This window comes from Saccharopolyspora sp. NPDC002376 (assembly GCF_053593195.1).
In genome coordinates this window covers 103,203-124,696 of record NZ_JBSFBZ010000007.1, presented here as the reverse complement: position 1 = coordinate 124,696, position 21,494 = coordinate 103,203, and the positions used below count along the sequence as shown (strand labels likewise).

At 68.9% G+C, this 21,494-nt stretch carries 17 protein-coding genes; 14 read left to right on the top strand and 3 right to left on the bottom strand.

The window, feature by feature from the left end:
- The 7 genes from ACWCO2_RS08005 (at position 1) to asnB (ending at position 9,326) form a co-directional block, all read left to right on the top strand.
- Positions 1-1,839: an ABC transporter ATP-binding protein gene (locus ACWCO2_RS08005; RefSeq protein WP_450126971.1), complete on the top strand. Its 1,839-nt coding sequence runs from the start codon at positions 1-3 to the stop codon at positions 1,837-1,839.
- A complete protein-coding gene (locus tag ACWCO2_RS08000; protein WP_450126970.1) occupies positions 1,836-3,551 on the top strand; it encodes an ABC transporter ATP-binding protein in 1,716 nt (571 codons plus the stop codon). The genes ACWCO2_RS08005 and ACWCO2_RS08000 overlap by 4 nt, the downstream gene beginning before the upstream one ends.
- A 13-nt stretch (positions 3,552-3,564) precedes the next feature.
- Positions 3,565-4,347, top strand: a complete 783-nt coding sequence (locus tag ACWCO2_RS07995; protein ID WP_450126969.1) for a thioesterase II family protein — start codon at positions 3,565-3,567, stop codon at positions 4,345-4,347.
- A 51-nt stretch (positions 4,348-4,398) separates the two neighbouring features.
- Positions 4,399-5,013, top strand: a complete 615-nt coding sequence (locus ACWCO2_RS07990; RefSeq protein WP_450126968.1) for an MptD family putative ECF transporter S component — start codon at positions 4,399-4,401, stop codon at positions 5,011-5,013.
- Positions 5,010-5,780 carry an energy-coupling factor transporter transmembrane component T gene (locus tag ACWCO2_RS07985; RefSeq protein WP_450126967.1) on the top strand — a complete coding sequence of 257 codons (771 nt, stop codon included), beginning with the start codon at positions 5,010-5,012 and terminating at the stop codon, positions 5,778-5,780. Before ACWCO2_RS07990 ends, ACWCO2_RS07985 begins: the two co-directional genes overlap by 4 nt.
- A complete protein-coding gene (locus tag ACWCO2_RS07980; RefSeq protein WP_450126966.1) occupies positions 5,777-7,231 on the top strand; it encodes an ABC transporter ATP-binding protein in 1,455 nt (484 codons plus the stop codon). The genes ACWCO2_RS07985 and ACWCO2_RS07980 overlap by 4 nt, the downstream gene beginning before the upstream one ends.
- A gap of 250 nt (positions 7,232-7,481) precedes the next feature.
- A complete protein-coding gene (asnB, locus tag ACWCO2_RS07975) occupies positions 7,482-9,326 on the top strand; it encodes an asparagine synthase (glutamine-hydrolyzing) (RefSeq protein ID WP_450126965.1) in 1,845 nt (614 codons plus the stop codon).
- A gap of 113 nt (positions 9,327-9,439) precedes the next feature.
- Here the strand turns inward: asnB and ACWCO2_RS07970 are convergent, their stop codons facing one another.
- The gene (locus ACWCO2_RS07970; RefSeq protein WP_450126964.1) at positions 9,440-10,117 is read right to left on the bottom strand and encodes a TetR/AcrR family transcriptional regulator; all 678 of its coding nucleotides are present in this window, start codon (positions 10,115-10,117) and stop codon (positions 9,440-9,442) included.
- Positions 10,118-10,568: 451 nt separating this feature from the next.
- Positions 10,569-11,966, bottom strand: coding sequence for an MFS transporter (locus ACWCO2_RS07965; RefSeq protein ID WP_450126963.1), 1,398 nt, complete (start codon positions 11,964-11,966; stop codon positions 10,569-10,571).
- Between the two features lie 256 nt (positions 11,967-12,222).
- Here ACWCO2_RS07965 and ACWCO2_RS07960 point away from each other — a divergent pair, with 256 nt between their 5' ends.
- The 5 genes from ACWCO2_RS07960 to ACWCO2_RS07940 all read left to right on the top strand — a co-directional run bounded on the left by ACWCO2_RS07960 (position 12,223) and on the right by ACWCO2_RS07940 (position 18,088).
- Positions 12,223-12,870, top strand: coding sequence for a TetR/AcrR family transcriptional regulator (locus ACWCO2_RS07960; protein WP_450126962.1), 648 nt, complete (start codon positions 12,223-12,225; stop codon positions 12,868-12,870).
- Positions 12,770-13,321 carry an ABC transporter substrate-binding protein gene (locus ACWCO2_RS07955; protein ID WP_450127009.1) on the top strand — a complete coding sequence of 184 codons (552 nt, stop codon included), beginning with the start codon at positions 12,770-12,772 and terminating at the stop codon, positions 13,319-13,321. The genes ACWCO2_RS07960 and ACWCO2_RS07955 overlap by 101 nt, the downstream gene beginning before the upstream one ends.
- Before the next feature lie 580 nt (positions 13,322-13,901).
- Complete coding sequence (locus tag ACWCO2_RS07950; RefSeq protein ID WP_450126961.1) at positions 13,902-15,479, top strand: N-acyl-D-amino-acid deacylase family protein; 1,578 nt, start codon at positions 13,902-13,904, stop codon at positions 15,477-15,479.
- A gap of 1 nt (position 15,480) precedes the next feature.
- Positions 15,481-16,632, top strand: a complete 1,152-nt coding sequence (locus tag ACWCO2_RS07945; protein ID WP_450126960.1) for a YgeY family selenium metabolism-linked hydrolase — start codon at positions 15,481-15,483, stop codon at positions 16,630-16,632.
- Positions 16,633-16,657: 25 nt separating this feature from the next.
- The gene (locus ACWCO2_RS07940; protein WP_450126959.1) at positions 16,658-18,088 is read left to right on the top strand and encodes a sodium:solute symporter family protein; all 1,431 of its coding nucleotides are present in this window, start codon (positions 16,658-16,660) and stop codon (positions 18,086-18,088) included.
- Between the two features lie 4 nt (positions 18,089-18,092).
- Here the strand turns inward: ACWCO2_RS07940 and ACWCO2_RS07935 are convergent, their stop codons facing one another.
- Complete coding sequence (locus ACWCO2_RS07935) at positions 18,093-18,857, bottom strand: GntR family transcriptional regulator (protein ID WP_450126958.1); 765 nt, start codon at positions 18,855-18,857, stop codon at positions 18,093-18,095.
- Between the two features lie 139 nt (positions 18,858-18,996).
- On the opposite strand from ACWCO2_RS07935, the gene ACWCO2_RS07930 reads away from it, so the two are divergent.
- Together ACWCO2_RS07930 and ACWCO2_RS07925 are read left to right on the top strand one after the other, a co-directional pair.
- The gene (locus ACWCO2_RS07930; protein WP_450126957.1) at positions 18,997-20,130 is read left to right on the top strand and encodes a diaminopropionate ammonia-lyase; all 1,134 of its coding nucleotides are present in this window, start codon (positions 18,997-18,999) and stop codon (positions 20,128-20,130) included.
- Complete coding sequence (locus tag ACWCO2_RS07925) at positions 20,127-21,398, top strand: Zn-dependent hydrolase (protein ID WP_450126956.1); 1,272 nt, start codon at positions 20,127-20,129, stop codon at positions 21,396-21,398. Before ACWCO2_RS07930 ends, ACWCO2_RS07925 begins: the two co-directional genes overlap by 4 nt.
- Positions 21,399-21,494: the final 96 nt, after the last annotated feature.

Below are 21,494 nucleotides of genomic sequence, written 5' to 3'. Positions count from 1 at the left end.
ATGAACGCGATCGACTCCGCTGCGGCGGTGGAGCGGCCCGCGCCACCAGCGGATGCGAATCCCGTTGCGAACCAGGGCATCGGGCGGCTGCTGCGCCCGTACGCCTGGAGTTTCGCGGCCGTGGTCGTCTTTCAGGTCATCGGTGCGCTCGCGGGGCTGGCGCCTCTGCTGGCGGTTGTCGAACTGGGGCGCACGTTGTTGTCGCCCGGCCCGGTCGACCGGGATCACGTCTGGCTCGTGGTGATCGCGGGTGCGGTCGGCCTCTTCGTCCGGCTGCTGTTCACGGCCGCATCGGCGGGAACCGGGCACCTCGTCGACGGCAAGGTGCAACTGGCGCTGCGCAGGCAACTGGCCGCGCGGCTGGGGCGTGTGCCGATCGGGTGGTTCTCCCGGCGCCGGACCGGCGAGCTGGCGAAGGTGGTGGGGGAGGACGTGAGCGCCGTGCACCCGTTCATCGCCCACACCCCCGGTGAGCTCGTCTCGGCCTTCGTGGTGCCGCTGGCATCGCTGATCTACCTGTTCACCGTCGACTGGCGTCTCACCCTGATCACGCTGATCCCGGTGGTGCTGGCGGTGGCGCTGGTCCCGCTGATGATGACGTCCACCCGGCAGCGCGAGCAGGAGGAGTTCGACGCGGCCATGGGCCGGATCTCGAGCTCCGTCGTGGAGTTTGTGCAGGGCATCTCGGTGGTGAAGGCGTTCGGCGGATCCGGCCGCGCGCACCGCAAGTTCCGCACGGCCGCGGACGATTTCGTCGGCACCTTCTACCGGTGGGTGCGCGGGATCTCCGGGATCGCTGCGGGGATGCAGCTGGTGCTGTCACCGCCCTTCGTCCTGGTGGTCGTGCTCAGCGGCGGTGCCGCGCTGATCACGACCGGTGGCATGGCCCCGGTCGACCTGCTGCCGTTCCTGCTGCTCGGACTGGGCCTGACCGCTCCGGTAGCGGCCCTCGGCCACGGCTTCGACGAGATGCAGGCGGCTGGGCGCGCGGTCGGCCGGATCCGGGAGGTGCTCGAGGTCGAGTCGCTGCCAGAGCCCGCACACCCGGTCGCACCGCAGGGCCACCGAGTGGAGCTGTGCGACGTGCGGTTCGGTTACGAAGCCGAGCACGAGGTGCTGCGCGGGATCGACCTGGTGCTCGAACCGGGAACGGTCACCGCGATCGTCGGGCCGTCGGGGAGCGGGAAGTCCACATTGGTCCAACTGCTGCCCCGGTTCTTCGACCCGACCAGCGGTTCGGTGCACCTCGGCGGCGTCGACCTGCGCGAGCTGGGCGGCCGGGAGCTCTACCGGACGGTCTCCTTCGTCTTCCAGGACGTTCGGCTGCTGCGCGCGTCGGTCGCGGACAACATTGCGCTGGCGGTGCCGCACGCCGACCGCGAGGACGTGGTTCGCGTCGCCCGGTTGGCGAACATCCACGACCGGATTCTCGAGCTCCCGCGCGGGTACGAGTCGGTGATCGGTGAAGACGCCGGGCTGTCGGGCGGTGAGGCGCAGCGGATCTCGGTCGCACGCGCGCTGCTGGCCAACGCGCCCGTCCTGGTGCTCGACGAGGCGACCGCCTTCGCCGACCCGCAGACCGAACAGGCGGTGCGCCAGGCCCTGACGACGCTGGAGGGCGATCGCACGATCCTGGTTATCGCCCACCGCCTGGAAACGGTCGCCGACGCCGACACCGTCGTGATGCTGGAGGACGGGCTGATCGCGGAACGGGGCAGTCCCGCCGAACTGCTGGCGCAGAGCGGGAAGTTCGCCGCGTTCTGGCGATCCCACCAATCGGCGCTCGCCGATGAGGCCGAAACCGACGGTGCTGCACTGCGAGGAGACCAGCTCCGATGATTCGAATGCTGTTGCGCGTGCTGGGCATCGAGTACGCCCGGCCGATGCGCCGCACCGTTGCGCTGATGACGATCACCGCGATTGCCGAGGGCCTGTCATACGCACTGCTGGTTCCGGTGCTGCGGGCGCTTTTCGGAAGTGCACCTGGAGATGCCTGGCCCTGGCTGATCGCCTTCGGGGCCGCGGTCGTGGTCTACGCGGTGCTGCGCTACACCAGCGACCTGTCCGGTTTCCGGGTCGGAGCTGCACTTCTGCGCGGCATGTACCACCGCCTCGGTGACCACTTGGCCAGACTGCCGATCGGCTGGTACGACGCCAGCCGCGTCGGCGAGGTGTCCGTGCTGGCCAGCAGCGGTGTCCTGCAAGCGATGAGCGTGATCGCGCACCTGCTGGCGCCGTTCATCTCCGCCTGCGTGACTCCGCTGACGATCGTCGTCGTGATGCTCGCCTTCAACTGGCAGCTGGGGCTGGCCGCGTTGATCGCCGTGCCGGTCGTGGCGCTGATCCAGGTCTGGACGGCTCGCTCGACGGCCGCCGACGATGCGGAGCGCGGTGAACGGGACCAGGAGGCGACCGGACGGGTCATCGAGTTCCTCCAGGCACAGCCGGTGCTGCGCGCCGGTGGCCGGACGTCGGAGCGCTTCCGACTGCTCGACGACTCGTTGCGGGAGGTCGAGCGCACGTCCCGCCGCTCCGCGCTATCGGCGCTGCCCGGTGTGCTGGGGCTGACGCTCGCGGTGCAGGTGATGTTCAGCGGGTTGCTGGTGCTGGGCGCCTACCTCGCACTGGGCGGAAACATCGGTGTGGCAGAGGTTCTGACGATCCTGGTGCTTGCGGCGCGCTGCGCGGATCCGCTGCTGTCGCTGTCGGACATCGGTGGCAAGCTGCGCGGTGCACGTGCCGAACTGGCCCGTCTCGACGCGGTGTTGCGCACCGAGCCGCTGCCGACGGCCGCCGAACCGGTCCGGCCGGAGCGCCACGACCTGGAGTTCGAGTCCGTCGCCTTCCAGCACGGCGACCGCGCGGTGATCGAGGACCTGTCGTTGTCCGTGCCGCAGGGCCAGCGGCTCGCCGTCGTCGGACCGTCGGGTGCGGGCAAGAGCACCTTGCTGCAGTTGCTCGCACGCTTCTACGACGTGGACGCGGGCTCGGTGCGCGTGGGAGGTGTGGACGTGCGCGCGATCGACGCCGAGGAGCTGATGTCGCAGATCGCGTTCGTCTTCCAGAACGTCTACCTCTTCGACGGCACCATCGAGGAGAACGTGCGTCTCGGCCGTCCCGACGCCGACGAGGTCGAGGTGCGCGCGGCAGCGACCGCGGCGAGGTTGGACGAGGTGATCGAGCGGCTGCCCGGTGGATGGGACACGAACGTCGGAGAGGGCGGTGCGCTGCTGTCGGGCGGTGAGCGCCAGCGGGTCTCGATCGCCCGAGCACTGCTGAAGGACTCGCCCATCGTGCTCCTGGACGAGGTGACCTCCGCGCTGGACCCGGTGAACGAGGCAGCCGTCCACGAGGGAATCGAGCGTTTGATGGCAGGCCGGACGGTGGTGATGGTGGCGCACCGAATGCGGACCGTCCAGCGTGCCGATCGCATCGTCTTCCTGGACGGCGGCCGGATCGTGGAGGAGGGCAGCCACGACGAGCTGCTGCGCCGCGGTGGCCGATACGCCGATTTCTGGAGCATCTCCATGACCCCGGCAGCGACCGAGTAGATCCGGAAGGTTGGTGGACCCGTTGTTCCAGGGCGCGTTCCGCAGGCTCGCACCACGTCCATACGCCCGAGCTCGGGTGCTGCTGTTCCCGCACGGTGGCGGCAGCGCGAGCTACTACCGGTCGTGGGCCGCGGCGGCACCCTGGGACATCGAGTTCCTCGCCGTCCAGTACCCGGGCCGGGAGGACCGCTATGCCGAACCGGTGCCGGCGGACGTGCAAGGACTGGCCGCCGCGCTGGCGGCCGATCTGCCGCTCGACGGGCCGCCGCTCCCGACGGTCCTCTTCGGACACAGCATGGGCGCCGTCGTCAGCTACGAGACCGCCCGTCAGCTGTCGGCCGCGGGCACACCGCCGGAGGGACTGATCGTGTCCGGGCATCCGGCCCCGGCTGCGACCCGGCCGGGCCAGGTGTACCTCGGCAGCGATGAGGAGCTGGTCGAAGAACTGCGCCGCACCGAGGCGACGCACCGCGACATCCTCGACAACCCCTCGCTCATCCAGGCGTTCCTGCCCATCATTAGGTGCGACTACCGGTTGAGCGAAACGTACCGGCCACAACCCGGTGCGCGGCTGCGCACTCCGGTCGCGGTGCTGCACGGCGACCGGGACCCGGAGGTCCACTCGCGAGAAGCCGAGGGATGGCGCGACGTCACTGACGGCTCCTGCGAGTTCCACACCTTCGAAGGTGGCCACTTCTACCTGGAGGAGCACCGCGACCAGGTCGTGGAGCTCCTCACCGCGCGCGCCCGCGCGGCGTCCCAGGGGGCGGCGATGCCGTGGCCGTCCACGCCGTGATCGCCAACCCGTGGAACACGTTCCTGCAATCGAGACGAGGACAGTGATACCGTGACCGTCAAGTCTGCTGAACCCCGCATCGATCTCCGGATGAGCCCGCGGGATCTCATTAGCATCGGCATCTTCGGCGCGCTCTACATCGTGACGGTGGGGCTGTTCAACCTGCTTGAGTTCATCAACCCGGTGGTGACGCTGGTGTCGATCGCGGCAGGCATCGTCGCGGCGGGCGTGCCGTTCATGCTGTTCCTCACCCGGGTGCGGCACGCCGGCATGGTCACCGTGTTCGCAGTCATCGTGACCGGCTTCATGCTGCTCATCGGGAGCCCGCCGGTCGGTCTCGTCATCGGGGTGCTGGCGGCGTTGGTCGCCGAAGCGCTGCTGTGGTTGGGCCGGTACCGCTCCCGCAAGATGAGCGTGTTCGCCTATGCCGCGTTCAGCATCTGGTTCTCGGGGTTGTTCCTGCCGCTGTTCTACGCGCGCGACGAATTCCTCTCCAGCGCCTACATGAAGGAGATGGGGGCGGACTACATAGCGCAGTTGGACGCCCTGCTGTCCCCGGCCGTGCTGATCGCATTCGATCTGTCCACAGTGGTATTCGGCCTGCTCGGCGGTGCGCTGGGACTCCGGTTGCTGGACAAGCACTTCCGCAAGGCCGGGTTGGTGTGACCGCCACCAGACCGCAACTGGGCCCGACCGCACCGGCCGGGACCGCCCCCGCCGCACCGGACGGGCGCGTCGCACGCCGTTCGCTGGACCCGCGCACCGCGTTGGCGATCCTGCTGGCCGCGAGCATCACGATTATGGCGCCTGGCGGGCTGTGGTTCGTACCGGCGGCGCTGGTCGCCGGTGTGCTGCTGGCGATCTCTGAGCGAGCCTGGCGGCGCGCGTTCGGCATTCCGGTGGCCGCCGGTGCGGCCGCTGCGGTGGCTTACCTGCTACCGCTCGCCGTCGCGTCGCCGGTGCTCGGGGTCGTCGGTGTCACGGCCGGGTTCGCGCTGCGCTTGGTGGCGGTGGGAGGAATCGCCGCACACCTGAGCAGCACCATCACCCCGACCCGGTTCACCGCCGCATTGCGGTTGTCGCGAGTACCGATGGCGTTCACCGTGCCCAGCGCGGTGCTGCTGCGCTTCGTGCCCACCATCGTCGCCGAGGCGCGCGCGGTGCGCGATGCCATGCGGCTGCGCGGGCTCGGTGGCTGGTGGGCGATGCTGCGGCACCCCGTCCGAAGCATCGAGTACTTCACGGTCCCGCTCATGGCGTCGAGTCTGCGGGCGGCAGAAGACCTTTCGGCCTCGGCACTGCTGCGCGGGCTGGGTTCGCAGCCGCGGCCGACGTCGATGCACCCGCTGCGGTTCGGCCCCGCAGACGCGGTGGCCGTGGTCGTGGTGGTGCTGCTGGCGGTGGCGACGTTGCTGTGGAGGTCCTGGCGATGATCCTGCTCAAGGATGTCCGGTGGGCGTACCAGGGTGGTGACGCCGTCGTCCTCGACGGGCTGGACCTGCACATCCGGCGTGGTGAGATGGTGGTGCTGTGCGGGCCGAGCGGATCGGGCAAGAGCTCGGCGCTGCGGCTGATGAACGGCCTCATCCCGCACTTCCACGAAGGGGACCTCGACGGTGAGGTTCGCGTTGGCGGCGAACCGATCATCGACCTCGCACAGGTCGGGCGGGTGACGGGGACGGTGTTGCAGCACCCGCGTCGCCAGTTCTTCACCGACGCCGTCGACTCCGAACTGGCCTTCGCGCTGGAGAACTTCGGCAATTCGCCGCATCAGATCCGCGACCGGGTCAGCAAGGTGATCGCAGACTTCGGGCTGGCCGAGCTCACCGGTCGGTTGCGGGAGCTGTCGGGCGGCCAGCAGCAGCGGGTGGCGTGCGCTGCGGCGGTCGCGCACGGTCCGCCGGTGCTGCTGCTCGACGAACCCACCTCCAACCTGTCGCCGGAGGGAATCGACGATCTCACCGCGGTGCTGCGTCACCTCCGGGCACTGGGGGCGACCCTCGTCATCGCCGAACACCGCTTGCACTACCTGCGCGAGATCGCCGACCGGATCGTGGTGCTCCACGACGGCCGCGTCCGGTGGGAGTGGTCCAGGGCGGAATTCGCCGGTCTGACCGAGGAGAAGTTGCGCGAGGAAGGTTTGCGCAGTCTCGACCCGCCCGGAAGAACTGCATCGGCGACGGCTTTCGCGCACGGACCCAGCGTGGATGCGGGAACTCCCCAGGTTGCCGAAGCGATGTCGGCGGAGCAGGCACCTGGATCGGATGCGAATAGCACCGGTGTCCTCCTTCGTGGCATTCGTTGTGCATTCCGGGGACGTCGGGTTCTCGACATCGCGGAAGCACATCTGCCCGCCGGGGTCATCACCGCGGTCACCGGCCCCAATGGCGCGGGGAAGAGCACTCTGGCCCGAATTCTCGCCGGCCTGCAACGCCACGCGGGTGAGGTGCTGCTCGACGGCTGCCCGATGTCCCGCTCCCAGCGGCAGCGGGAGACCGCGATCGTCATGCAGGACGTGCAGCGGCAGCTGTTCACCGACAGCGTCGACGCCGAGCTGCGTTTGGGCGCGGTTCCGGAGCAGGCAGAACACGCCGCCGCCGTGCTCACCGATCTCGACCTGGACGGTTTCGGTGACCGGCACCCGCTTTCGTTGTCCGGCGGTCAGCAGCAGCGCCTGGTCGTGGCAACGGCCCGGCTGAGTGGTTGCCGCGTCGTCATCTTCGACGAGCCCAGCTCAGGTGTCGACCGCCGACACCTGCGATCGATGACGCGAACCATGCGCGACATCGCCGCGGCCGGCGCGGTGGTCGTCCTCATCAGCCACGACGCCGACCTGCTGGCCCTCGCCGCGGACCAGGAACTCCGCTTGCGCCTGCTCGGGTGACGGGCGTGGCAACAGCTGAATCCGGAGATCGCGATGCGGCATGCGAATTTCACAGGGGCAGGGGTGAAACGAACATTGTCGGCGCAACGCTGCGGTTGTTAGGTTGACGGAATTCGTGCGGGCTGAAGCCGTCAGGCAGCTGCAGCCGGTTCAATTCGGCGCCGTGCAAACGTGATTTGCGGTCCCCAGCGCAGCTCGAGCCGTGGCGGGAGCGCACTGCGGCAGGACGCAGTCGAAATGGGGTAGCGGGATGTGCGGAATTGCAGGCTGGGTGTCGTTCTACGCTGATCTGACGCACCAGGGTGACGTGCTCGACGCGATGACCGCGACAATGGCCTGCCGCGGGCCGGACGGCAGCGGCGCGTACGTGCGCACCCACGCCGGGCTGGGGCATCGGCGGCTCGCCGTCATCGACTTGCCCGGCGGAGCGCAGCCGATGAGCGCGCGTACGCCGGCCGGCGACATCGGGCTGGTGTACTCCGGCGAGGTCTACAACTTCGTTGAACTGCGCGAGCGCCTCAAGGCGCTGGGGCACGCGTTCCGGACGGACAGCGACACCGAGGTCGTGCTCCGCGGATACCTGGAGTGGGGCGAAAGCCTCGTCGACCACCTCGACGGCATGTACGCGTTCGCGATCTGGGACGAGCGCGATCAGAAGCTGCTCCTCGTGCGAGACCGCATGGGGATCAAGCCGCTCTACTACTACCCGACGCCGGACGGTCTGCTGTTCGGCTCCGAGCCGAAGGCGATCCTGGCGAACCCCCTGGCGCGCAACGTGGTCGACGTGGACGGCCTTCGGGAGCTGTTCGGACAGACCAAGGCCCCGGGCTGGGCGCTGTGGAAGGGCATGCGCGAGATGCGGCCGGGCACGCTGATCACCGTTGACCGCAACGGGATTCGGCAGCGGACCTACTGGCGCCTGCAAGCGGTCGAGCACACCGATGGCCAGAACGACACCGTGGCGCGCGTGCGGGAACTGCTCACCGACACCCTCGGCCAGCAGCTGATCTCGGACGTGCCGCAGTGCGTCCTGCTCTCGGGCGGGTTGGACTCCAGCGCGATCACCGGTCTGGCGGCGCAGCACCTGGCCTCGCGCGGTGAGCAGGTGCGCAGCTTCTCGGTGGATTTCGTCGGCCAGGAGGAGAACTTCGTCCCCGACGAGATGCGCGAGACCCCGGACTCGCCGTTCGTGCGCGATGTCGTGGCCCACGTGCGCTCCGAGCACCGGGACGTCATGCTCGACCCGGCGGCTCTGTCGGATCCCGCGGTGCGGCGCGCGACCGTTGCCGCCCGGGACATCCCGGTCGGGTTCGGCGACCTCGACAGCTCGCTGTACTTGCTGTTCAAGGCGATTCGGGAGCATTCGACGGTGGCGCTGTCGGGGGAGTCGGCCGACGAGGTGTTCGCCGGGTACCCGTGGTTCCACCACGAAGCGGCGCTGAACGCCGACACCTTCCCGTGGATGACGGTCATTCCCCCGCTGAGCGTCGCGGCGCGGTCCGATCACATCGAGCCGGGGCTGCGGAAGCGGATCGACGTGGCGACCTACACCGCCGATCAGTTCGCGACGGCCCGCGCCGAGGTCGAGCACCTCGACGAGGAATCCGCGCAGGAGCGGCGGATGCGCACCGCGTGCCACCTGCACCTGACGCGTTTCGTGCGCACTCTGCTGGACCGCAAGGACCGGTTGTCGATGGCGGTCGGGCTCGAGGTGCGGGTGCCGTTCTGCAGCCACCGGCTCGTCGAGTACGTCTACAACGTGCCGTGGTCGTTGAAGGTGTTCGACGGCCGGGAGAAGAGCTTGCTGCGGCAGGCTGCGGCGCACGTGCTGCCGCGGTCGGTGGTGGAGCGGGTCAAGAGCCCGTACCCGTCGCCGCAGAACCCCGGGTACGCCGCGATGTTGCAGCAGCAGGTGAAAGAGCTCGTCGCAGAACCGGATTCGCAGGTGTTCGCACTGATCGACCGGGCCTGGGCGCAGCAGACCGTGGCGGAGGACCCGGCGAGCATGTCGACCGCAGTGAGGGCTGGCTTGGAGCGGGTGCTGGACCTGCACACCTGGTTGGAGCTGCACTCACCCGAATTGCAGCTGGACTGATCGTCCCCGTCCGCGCACCAGTGATCATCGGTGCGCGGACATTCGGGGTCTCCTGCTGTGGGAAAGTGCGAAATGCGCTGTGCGCGTGCGAAAGCGCGACCGGCCGCCCCGCTTCACTGGGCAGCGGGGCGGACCGGCAGCAACCCGTCGACGATCGCAGTCAGGCCCGCTCGGTGCGTGTCGCGGGCGTTGAGCTCTGGCCAGCGGTCGGCAAGGGCCGCGAGGTGGGGGTGCGTGCCGCTCGCCAGGTTGGCGATGACCTCGTCCTGGTAGACGGGGGTGCCGGTGCGGACCCGACGGCGCTTGCTGTTCAGCCGGATGATCAGGTTGCCGACGATGTAGAACCAGATCGTGCGGTAGACGTACACGGCCTGCTCGGGCGTGTGGCCGTAATCGATGGCGGCGTCGAGCATCACCTCGACGAACCACAGGGCGGAGGGGGCGATGAGGTCGTCGCCGGTCAGCACCTCGACGATCCAGGGGCGGTCGGCGAGCAGCTCGTAGAGCACGACCGCTGCCTCGATGATCCGCTCGCGCGGGTCGTCCGGGAGTTCCGGGTGGGGGATACGCTCGGCGTGCGCCTCCATCACGAGCAGCAGCAGCTCGTCCTTGTCACGCACGTGGTAGTACAGCGTCATCGGTGCGCTACCCAGTTCTTTCGCCAGACGACGCATCGATAGTTTCTCGGCGCCTTCGGCCTGCAGGATGCGATTCGCCGCGGCGATGATCGCACCCTGGGACAGGCGCGGTGGTCGACCGATGCTCCTTGCACGGGGTACCTCTGCAGGCATCTCTCCATCCTCCACGATGCGTTCTGTCCGTAGCGAGCAGGGCAGTCGGGTCGCCGCGTTCTTACCGGCGGGTAGGCTCCCGCTCTTCGGCCCCGGACTGCTGCCTGCGCGCAGTGGCGGCGATCGACCGGTTCCGGCGGTGCGGGCCTGGAGCGCAGCAGATCGCCCGCCGCCCTGGCCTCGGCTTTCGGCGTGCTGCGCCGCCTCGCTCACGGCGAGGGTGCTGACCAGGAGTTTGACTACGCTCCGCGGCTGCATTCGGCAGCGCTGTCGACGCCCGCTCGGGGAGCCGGTGCCTGAGCTGCGCGAGGTCCTGGCCCGACTTCGGTGGCTCTACCTGCTCAGCCCAGCAGTGGGGGCGCTCTATCGCGGGCCGTTCGCTGCTGCCGACATGTCCAGCGCAGCGCTCCGCAGGTCACGGCAGCCAGTTGTTCACGTGCCGCTGCGGCGGTCAGTCCCGCTCTGCGAGCACGGTGCTGTCGTCCTGCTCGGCCGGTGCCGCGGTGCCGGTGCGCCGGGGTACCACGGTGAGGGCGATGAGCGCGGCGATGACCAGGAGCACGGCGTCGATCGTCATACCGAGCGCGTAGCCGTCGTTGAGCGCCTCGACCGCGTCGGTCTGGCCGGTGCGCGCATGCGCAGCGGTGCCGAGCGCGGCCAGCCCGAGCGAGGCACCGATCTGGCGGGAGCTGGAGAGCAGGCCGGAAGCGGCGCCCGTCTCGTGCGGTGCGACTCCGACGGTGGCGGTGGACACGACCGGCCCGAGGCAGAGCCCGAATCCGACGCTGGTGACGATCGACGCGCCCAGGACGTCGACCAGGAAGGAGCCGTCGGCGCTGATCAGGCCGAACCAGGCGAAGCCAGTCGCGGTCACCAGCCCGCCGATGATCATGAGCGTCCGGGGGGCGACGCGGTAGCCGAGCTTGATGGCGACCGCGGAGCCGATGACCACGCCGATCGCGAGCGGCAAGAACTGGACCCCGGCCAGCGCCGGACCGCTCCCGAGGATCCGCTGCAGGTAGAGCGACACGAAGTAGAAGGCCGTGGCCATGGCGGCGCCGAAGATCAGGTTGTAGGCGTTGGCGCCGGCGACCGAGCGGTTGGTGAACAGGCCGAGCCGGATCAGCGGGTCGCGGGCGGTGGTCCGCTCGATGACGATGAACGCGGCCAGGAGTGCGACGGCGATCGCGAGCGTCGTCAGGGTGGTCGGCGAGGTCCACGCGTACTGGTCGGTGCGCACGATGCCGAACACGAGCAGGGTCATGCCCGCGGTGGCCAGGACGGCGCCCAGCACGTCGGGGCGGCCGCGGCGCTCGGCGGGCGGGTCGGTGGCGACCCCGCGCCAGGCCAGGGCCAGCGCGATCGCGGCCATCGGGGCGCTGACGAACATCACCCACTGCCAGCCCGCGAACTCGGTGAGCACGCCGCCGATCAGGACGCCGAAGGCACCGCCGGCGGCGTTCGTCGCGCTCCACACGCCGTAGGCCTTCACGCGGGCCTTGCCACTGGGGAAGGTCGAGGCCAGCAGCGCCAGCGCGGCCGGGGCCAGGGCGGCAGCGCCGATGCCCTGCACGGCGCGGGCGGCGATCAGCTGGCCGGGTGCTTGGGAGAAGCCGCCGGCGAGGGAAGCCAGGGCGAACACCGCGAGCCCGAGCAGCAGAACGCGCTTGAGACCGTACCGGTCGGCGACCTTGCCGCCCAGCAGGAGCAGCCCGCCGAAAGCTAGGGCGTAAGCGTGGATCACCCAGGTCAGGCCCAGCGCGCCGAAGCCGAGACCGACGGCGATCTGGGGGAGTCCGACGTTCACCACCGACAGGTCCAGCGACACCATGAACTGCACGACGGCCACTGCGGCAAGGGTGAGCCCCGGCCGAGCACCCCGATCGATGGCCGTCCTTCCGCTTGCCGATTCCGCGTTTGTCACCGCACCTCAGTCCCTCTGCGCGTCGTCGTGCCAGTGGAGTTTTCGAACATGTTCTGAAATTAGCACCGGGACGGGTCCGCTGTCGAGCGGGAAGATCGAATCCGGCCGGCTCCGCGCGGCGGGGCATGATGGGAGGGTGTCCCGAACCAAAGCACCAAACGGCCGCACCGGCCGCCCCCCGGTGACTTCCCGTGCGCAGATCCTGGCCGTGGCACGCCGCCTGATCGACCAGAACGGCTGGGAGAAGCTGACCATCCGCCGACTGGCGGCCGAGATCGGCATCGGTGCGACGACCCTGTACCACCACGTGCAGGACAAGGAGGATCTGCTGATCCTGCTGATCCGCGAGTACGCGGACCAGATCCCGCATCCGGACCTGCCCGCCGAACCGCGAGACCGCATCGTCGCGGCGGCTACCGCGATCCGCGATGCCCTCGCGGCCTGGCCGTGGGCTGCGGAGGTCCTCGCCGCGGACGGGTTTATCGCCCGCCTTGGCGACCCGGCCCTGTGGCTGGTCGAGACGATCGTGGCCAGCGCGATCGACCACGGGTGCACCCCGGAGCAGGCCGTGTACGTCTTCCGCAGCATCTGGTACTTCACGGTCGGCGAGATCTTCGTCCGGGCGAACTCCACCCGCCGCCGGGTGGACGACGAGCGGCCCATCTACCGCGACGACCTCATTGGCAGCCTCAGCGCGTCCCAGCTCCCGCGTCTGGCCTCGCTGGGAGATCAGTGGGCAACGCTGGCCTTGCAGGACACCTACCCCCGGGGGATCGAAGCCCTCGTCGACGGATTGCTCGCCCAGACGACGTCGACCGGAGGTCGCTGATCGGAATTCCCCGAGCCGGCCGGCGATCGAAGGTTTCGCGCCGCTGTGGCTGACCGATCCGGCGAGCTGGCAGGAATCGGTCGCCTACCTGCGGAATCTGGGCTCTCTGACCGGGCACGCCGAACAGGCCGTGGCCGCGGAGACGGCCTTCCGGGGCAAGCTCGCTGACGCCGTGCAGGCCACCCGTGAAAGCGGTCAGGCGGGCCAGAAGGTCGTGCTGATGTACGGCAGCGCGGACTCGATCGGCGTGGACACCAGCGATTCCCTCAAGGGTGATCTGCTGGCGCAGCTGTTCGGTTACCCCTTCCCGGCCAAGGGCGCTGATGCCGAGACGGCCAGCAACTACAGCGTTGAGGAGCTGCTCGCCAAACAGCCTGATGTCGCGCTGGTGTATTCGTTGCTGTTCTCGCCCGAGGACCGCACACTCAGCGCGCAGCTCGCCACGCGCTGACCGCCGATGGCGGACTGGAGCACACTGTGGTCGTGCTGCCCTGAACCAGTTCCCCCGGGTCGATGAGGAAAATTCCTCGTCGCACCTTGCAGTGATCTGCGGACTGGCCGTGTGCGCCGGGATGTGGGACGCCGACGTCTGGCTTAGTGGTCGTATACGTTCGCGCGCGATTTGTCCGAAGATTCGGTTTGCTGGGAGCTCTGGTTCGTTGGCGCGTTTCGTCGCGGTGACGTCGTTGGATTCCGAACCGCGTTGTTTCGGCCAGGATTCTTGTCCATCCATTTTGGATGGTCATCGCGGCGCGGTGGTGCGGCGGGGGATGCTGGTCGGCTTCTCTTCCTGCAGCCGACGGCGTCGCGCACGGCTGCCCGGACGAATGCGGGCCACTGGGTGTCGACCTTGTTCAGGTATGGGCCAAAGTCCGCGTCCGATATCTGCGTGTGCGAAGACAACTGTTGACAGATGTCATACAGATTTCGCAGACTCTGCTGAACGCCGGACCGCTGGTCGGGCTCGTGCTCCCGCGCTGGACGGCCTCACTGCGCCATCGCGATACGTCGAAGGGATGTGCGGATTTCCCATGCAAGCTGAGCTGCTCGTCACGCAGGCCGAAGTGGCTGATGAGACCGGCGTTCGGACCGCCGACGTCGCCGTCGAGAACGGCGTGATCACCGCTGTCGCGCCCCGCCTACCGGTCGAGTCCGCCGGCCAGCAGGTGGACGGGACCGGACTGCTGCTGATGCCGGGGTTCATCGACCTGCACGCGCACTCCGCGCTGCGGCCGTTCGACGACCCGCTGCTGGCGGCCAAGGTCAGTCAGGGGTTCACCACCGAGCTGATCTGCCCGGACGGTTTGGGGCCCGCGCCGCTGACCGACGCCACGCGGGCTGGGCGCGAGAGGTACTTGCAGGGCCTCGAACCGAGCGCTGCCGCGCATTGGGAATGGCGGAGCACGGGCGAATTCCTCGCCGCGCTCGGCGAAGCGCACCCCTCGACCAACATCGTCTCCTGCGTTCCGCACAGCGCGGTCCGCGAATGCGTCATGGGATCGGTCGACCGCAAGCCGGACGCCCGGGAGATGGCGGCCATGCGGGACCTGGTGGAGGCTTCGCTGGCCGAGGGATGCCGAGCAGTCTCCTTCGGGATGATCTACGCGCCCGGCCTCTACGCGGACACCGAAGAACTGATCGGAATCGCCGAGGCGGCAGCGAAGTTCGGCGTTCCGCTGGTGCCGCACGTGCGCAACGAAGCGGCCGGGGTCATCGACTCGATCGCCGAGTTCGTGCGGGTCGCCGAGCTCACCGGTGCCGCGCTGCACGTGTCGCACGTGAAGCTCGTCGGCGTTGCGCACCTGCTGGCGGACCTGATCGACCTGCTCAGCTCCGCGCAGGAACGCATCCGGCTCACCTTCGACCAGTACCCCTACGGCGCGGGCAGCACGATCCTCTCCGCACTGCTGCCGCCCTATGCCTTTGACGGGGGACCGGAGGCGATGCTGGAGCGCGTTCGCGATGGGCGCCAGCGCGACCGCATGGCGCGGGACATGCACGCCGGACTGGCGAACTGGGAGAACCTGTTCGCCGCCTGTGGTCCGGACAACATCGTCGTCACGCAGGCCGCGGCGCCGCGCGACGGCGATGTCGGCAAGACCGTGGCGCAGATCGCCGAGGAGACCGGCACCGACCCCGCCTTCGCAGTGCTGGACCTGCTCGCCGACACCGGGCTCGACGCGGCCATGATCGACCACTACTCGGAAGAGGAAGTGGTCAAGGAGATCTTCGTGCGGTCCGGCGCGCTGGTCGGCTCCGACGGGGTCTTCAACCCGCACCCGCACCCGCGGCTCTACGGCACGGCACCGAGGGTTCTCGGCAGATTTGCCTTGCGGGAAAAGCTGATCACGGTTCCAGAGGCGGTCACCCGGTTGTCGGCGGGCCCGGCGAGACTGCTCGGTCTGGGCGATCGCGGCGCCATCGCGGAGGGACGGCGAGCGGATCTGGTGCTGATCGATCCGGCGCGCTACGTCGACAACGCCACCTACGACCAGCCGCACCGAACCCCGGAGGGCGTCGAACTGGTCACCGTCGGCGGTACCCCGGTCTGGAGTCGCGGCCACCACACGGGGGCGCGCCCGGGCGTGGTCAACGGGGCGGTGAGCTGACGTGGACGACGCACGAATCCAGGAGTTCCTGCTCCGGCTGCTGGCCGCGCGCAGCTATGCCACCGAGGAGGCCGCTGCGGCGCGGGTGCTCGGCGAGGAGCTCGCGACGGTTGGTTTCACCGTCGACACCGACGACTGGGGAAACGTCATCGGCACCCTCCGCCTCGGTGACGGCCCGACGGTGCTGCTCGACGCCCACCTGGACACCGTCGAGGTGCCTGATTCCGGGCAGTGGCAACATGATCCGTGGGGCGAGGTGGTCGACGGCGTCGTCTACGGTCGCGGCGCGGTCGACATGAAAGGTGCGCTCGCCGCCGCCGTGCACGGGGCGGCCGCGCTGCGCACCGAACGGCGCGGCACGATCGTGATCTCCGGGTCGGTGTGCGAGGAACTGGTCGAGGGGCCCGCGCTGAGTCGGGTCATCGAGAACGTGCGTCCGGATGCCGTGGTCATCTGCGAGCCGTCGGCGAACCGGCTCATGCTCGGCCAGCGCGGGCGTGCCGAGGTCGAGATCGAGGTGCACGGCAGGACCAGCCACTCCGCCTACCCGGAAGCCGGGGTCAACGCTGCCGAGGTGATGGCCGATGTCATGACCGCAGTCCGTCAGCTGCAGTTCGGCGAGCACCCCGACCTCGGCCCAGGCATGATCGCGCTGACCAACCTCAAGTCGTTCCCCTATCCGAACGTGTCGATGGTGCCGGACCGGTGCGTCGCGACCTACGACCGCCGCACGGTGCTCGGCGAGTACGACGTCGACGTGCTGAAGCCCATCCGCGAGCTCGCGGAGCCGATCGCCGCGGCTGCCGGCGCCCGGGTCGACGTCCGCATCGCCACGACGGAATTCACGACGTACCAGGGGATTCCGGTCAAAGCAGACTCGTTCGCCCCGGCGTGGTGGGCGGATCCGGAGGCGTGGCCCGCGCGGGACGCGCTCGCCGGGCTGACAACGGCCGGATTGGATCCGAAGCCCGGCTACTACGCGTTCTGCACCAACGGATCCGCGAGCGCGGGCAGGTGCGGCATCCCCACGCTCGGGTTCGGGCCCGGCGATCCGGACCGCGCGCACACCGTCGACGAATCCCTCTCCCTGGAAGACCTCAACCGCGCCGCGCGCGGCTATTCCACCCTGCTCAGAGCCGTGCTCACCGCCTGAACGGCGTTGGGCGAAGGGAAGCGCCATGAACCTGATCGTGATCATCGTGGCGGTCTACTTGGCCGCCATGGTCGGCATCGGACTGTACGCGAAGAGACAGGTCAAGAGCAGCATCGACTACCACCTCGCCGGGCGCAGGCTCGGGGTGACGATGATGGCCGGAACCCTGGCCGCCACCGAGATCGGCGGTGGCAGTTCGGTCGGCGTGGCCGGCAAGGCCTACGGCGACTGGGGCTTGTCCGCCGGTTGGTACGTCGTGGCCGCGGGCATCGGGATCGTGCTGGTGTCCTTCGTAGCACCGGCGATGCGGCGCAGCATGGCGGTCACCGTTCCGGAGGTGATCGGACGGCGTTACGGTGCCGCCAGCCAGTCGATCACCGCTGTTCTCGGCAGCGTCGCGCTGGTCGCCCTCGCCGCGGTCCAGATCACGGCGACCGCCACCATCGTCTCGACCCTCGGCGGCGTGAAGCTCGAGTGGGCCATCCTCGCGACCGGCGTTGCCGTCATCGTCTACACGTGGATCGGCGGGATGTGGAGCGTCACGCTCACCGACTTCGTCCAGTTCTTCCTCATCGTCGGTGGATTCGCCATCGCCGTGCCGGTCGCCCTGCACAACGCAGGAGGCTGGGAATCCGTCGTGGCGCGACTGCCCGAGGGGCAGCTCGGATTCACCAAGATCGGCATGCCGACGATCCTCGGTCTCGTCGTCCTGTACTTCATGACCTTCTCCACCGGCCAGGAAGCGGTGCAGCGCTACTACTCGGCGCGGACACCACGCGTCGCCGTGCTCGGGTCGTTGCTGTGCGGCGGCTTGATGACGTTCTACGCCTTCATCCCCGCTGTGCTCGGGCTGATCGCGCTGGCCGTGTACCCGGGGATCAACGAGAACAGCGCACTGTCGACGGTCGCCGTCGGGCTGCTGCCACCGGTCGTGGCCGGGCTGCTGCTCAGCGCGGTGATCTCCGCGACGCTGTCCAGCGCGAGCGGCAACATGCTCGGCTCGTCGACCATCTTCATCAAGGACCTGCTGCCGAAGTTCTCCGCGAAGGTGACCGAGGAGAACGAGCTCAAGTACAGCCGGATCGGGGTGCTGGTGGTCGGTGTCCTGGCGACGCTGATCTCGCTGTGGAGCCAGGCGATCATCCCGCTGCTGATCTTCGCCTTCACGATGCGTTCGACGGGACCCTTCTGCGCTTTCATCGCGGGCCTCCTCATGCGCAAGACCAGTCGCCTCGCCGGTCTGGTGTCCATCATCGTCGGCACGGTCACCGGATTCGCGTGGGAGATCGCGGGAGAGCCCTTCGGCGTCGCCGCGATCATCTCCGGCAGCCTGTGCGGTGTGGTGTCGTTCTGGGTGATCCATGTGATCGACGCGTGGCGCGGACGGCTGGTCGCCGATGGCGCCGTTCCCGCCGCGGCGCAGCAGGACGAGCAGACGGCTGGGGCGCTGTCGTGACTGCTCAGCTCTCGCGGCGGCGACGCAGCTGGAAGGTGAACGAGTCCGGCAGCAGCCACGCTTCGCTGCGGTTGACCACCTTGCCGGCGGTGTCCCGGGTCAGCTCGCTGAGCTGGAGCAGCGGCGTGCCTTCCGGGCAGCCGAGCCGCTTGCGCAGGTCGCCCACGGCCGACACCGAGGTCAGCGTGCAGTCGGAGTACTCGGCGAGGTCCCCGGTCAGCAGCAGGTCGAGCACCGAGCCCTGGAAGGTGGCCTGGATCGCCGCGAAGCTCAGCACGTCCTCGGGCACGTAGTCCACGATCCACGCAACCTTCTTGCGGCCGATCTTCTTGGTGCGGCTCACCTTGGTGGCGGGGCCGGGCTCGAGGACGTCGGCGAGCGGGTCGTCCGCGGTGTCGATCTGGGTGATCTCCAGGTCGTCGGTGAGGATCTCCTTGCCCGACTGGGTGGCGTAGGTGTCGAAGGACAGCAGCCGATCGATCCCGGACCGGATGGCATCGGGGCGGGGCAGCACGGTCGAGCCGGAGCCGCGCACGATCCGGATGTAGCCCTGGTCCTTGAGGCTCTGCAGCGCGGTGCGGATGGTGACGCGCGAGGCGCCGAAGAGCCGCGACAGCTCGGTCTCGGACGGAAGCCGGTCACCGGGCTGGAGCTTGTTGGACAGGATGTACTCGTTCAGCAGGGCGTCGCGGATCTCCATCTGCAGCGGCCGGCGTGCTCGGATCCGGGAGATGTCGTCGCTGGAGTCTCGGGCAGGAGTGGGGAGCATCGATCGCCTTCCGCGGTAACAGGTTCGTTCGGCTGCTGCTGAACGCAGGTTAACAGACCAACTTGTCTCAAGTAACTTGACAGTTGTCATACAAATTCTTAGCTTGGGTCGCAGGGCACCTGCGCTACGGAGGAGCAACATGTCGCACCCCCGCGTCATCCAGAACCCGCTCGTGGACAGGAAGGCGGTCCGGTCCCTCGTGGACGAAAGCCGGGCGTTCCACCTGTCTATGCCGGGATACGAACCCACGGCGCTCACCGCGGCCCCGACCGTCGCGACCCGGCTCCGGGTGCGGTCGGTGCACGTGAAGGACGAGTCCGGCCGGATGAACATGCCGTCGTTCAAGATCCTCGGTGCGTCGTGGGCCACCTACCGAACTGTCTTGCAAGCCTTGGGAATTCCCGCCGATGCCGGGATCGGACTGCCGGAGCTCAAGCAGCGGTTGGCCGCGCGCCCCGGGCTGAGGCTGATCGCGGCGACCGACGGGAACCACGGCCGCGCCGTGGCCAGGATGGCCGCACTGCTCGGCATCGGCGCGCACATCCTGGTGCCCGAGGACATGGTCCAGCCGCGCATCGACGCCATCGTCGCGGAGGGCGCGGAGGTCGAGGTCGTGGCCGGCGGGTACGACGACGCGATCCAGCGCAGCGCTGAACTCGCGGACGAGAACAACCTCGTCGTCTCGGACACCTCGTGGGAGGGCTACGTCGAGCCGCCGGGCTGGGTCATCGACGGCTACTCGACGATGATCGACGAGATCCTGCAGGAGGTCAGTTCGGGAGCTGCGCCGCGTCCCACGGTGGTGGCAGCGCAGATCGGCGTCGGCGCGTTCGCCGCAGCGGTGGTCCGCGGATTCGCCGCCAGCGAGGGCACCCGCTTGATCGGTGTCGAACCGGTCAGCGCCGACTGCACGACCGCCAGCATCGAGGCGGGCGAGGTCGTCACCATCCCCGGCCCGCAGCGCTCGATCATGGCCGGTCTCAACTGCGGCACGCCTTCGCTGATCGCGTGGCCGGACGTCTCGCGCGGCTTCGACGAGTTCGTCACCGTCACCGACGGCGCTGCGGAAGAAGCGATGCGACTGCTCTACGCGGACGGAATCATCTCCGGTGAGAGCGGCGCGGCCGGGCTCGCCGGTCTGCTCGAACACGCTGCGGCGCTCGGACTCGACGCCGAGGACGACGTTCTGCTCATCTCCACCGAAGGCGCGACGGACGTGCCCGCCTTCAACCGCACCACCGGTGCGCGACTCGTCGAACAGGGGCAGGAATGACCGAGGACACCGCGCTCGTGCGCATCGACAAGGACCGCCTGTGGGACTCGCTCACCGAGCTCGGCGAGGTCGGTGCCTATCACGACGACGAAACCGACCTGCACGGCGTGCGCAGGCTCGCGCTCACCGATGAAGACGTCGCCGGACGCGAACTCGTCATGGGCTGGATGCGGGACGCGGGACTGGCGCTGCGTCGCGACCAGATCGGCAACGTCTACGCCCGCCGGGCGGGCGAGGACAACTCGTTGCCGCCGGTGCTCGTCGGGTCCCACATCGACAGCGTGGCGACCGCGGGGCGTTTCGACGGCTGCCTCGGCGTGCTCGGCGGGCTGGAGGTGGTGCGGACGTTGGACGACAACGGAATCTCCACCAGGCGCCCCGTGGAGGTAGCGATCTTCACCGAGGAGGAGGGCGTTCGCTTCGGCACGGACATGCTCGGCAGCGCCGTAGCGGCGGGCCGCATCCAGCTCGCCGACGCTCGGTCGCAAGTGGACAGGGATGGTGTCAGCGTCGGGTCCGAATTGGACCGGCACGGATTGGTCGGCGAGGTGGCGGTGCCGATCCAGCCCCCGCACGCCTACCTGGAATGCCACATCGAGCAGGGCCCGATCCTCGCCGAGGGCGGCAAGCAGATCGGCGTGGTGCGCGGGGTGCAGGCGATCACCTGGCTCGAACTGACCATCAGCGGACGGGCGGCCCACGCGGGCGCGACCCCGCAGCACCTGCGCAAGAACGCCGGCCTGGCCGCCGCCGTGATCAACGTGCACCTCAACGACATGGTGGAATCCGGTGCCTACGGCCAGATGCTCGCCACCGTCGGCCGACAGGACAACTACCCGAACCTGATCAACATCGTGCCGGGCAACGTGCTGATCACCGTCGATCTGCGCAACCCCGACGGTGAGGCGATGCAGCGCTCGATCGACGACCTGCACGCCTACTTCACGGAGGTCGAGAAGACCACCGGCGTCACGATCACCTCGCGCACCACGGCCAAGACGCCGCCGGTCGACTTCCCCGAACGCATGCAGGACCTGGTCGAGAAGCAGGCCACCGACCTCGGCCTGACCTGCGGCCACATCACCTCGGGCGCCGGGCACGACGCAGGCGAAATCGCTGCTCTCAGCCCAGCGGGCATGATCTTCGTACCAGGCCTCTACGACGGAATCAGCCACAACCCGCGCGAATACTCCACTCCTGAGGCCTGTGCGGACGGCATCAACGTACTGCTCCAAGCAGTGCTCGAACTGGCGAACGCAAGCGACTGAGTTCGGCTCAGCGGTCAGAGATCAATTCGCGTGCAGTTCAGCAGAATTCGATGACCACGGTGTGGCGCCGCACCCGGTTGGATGCGGCGCCACGCC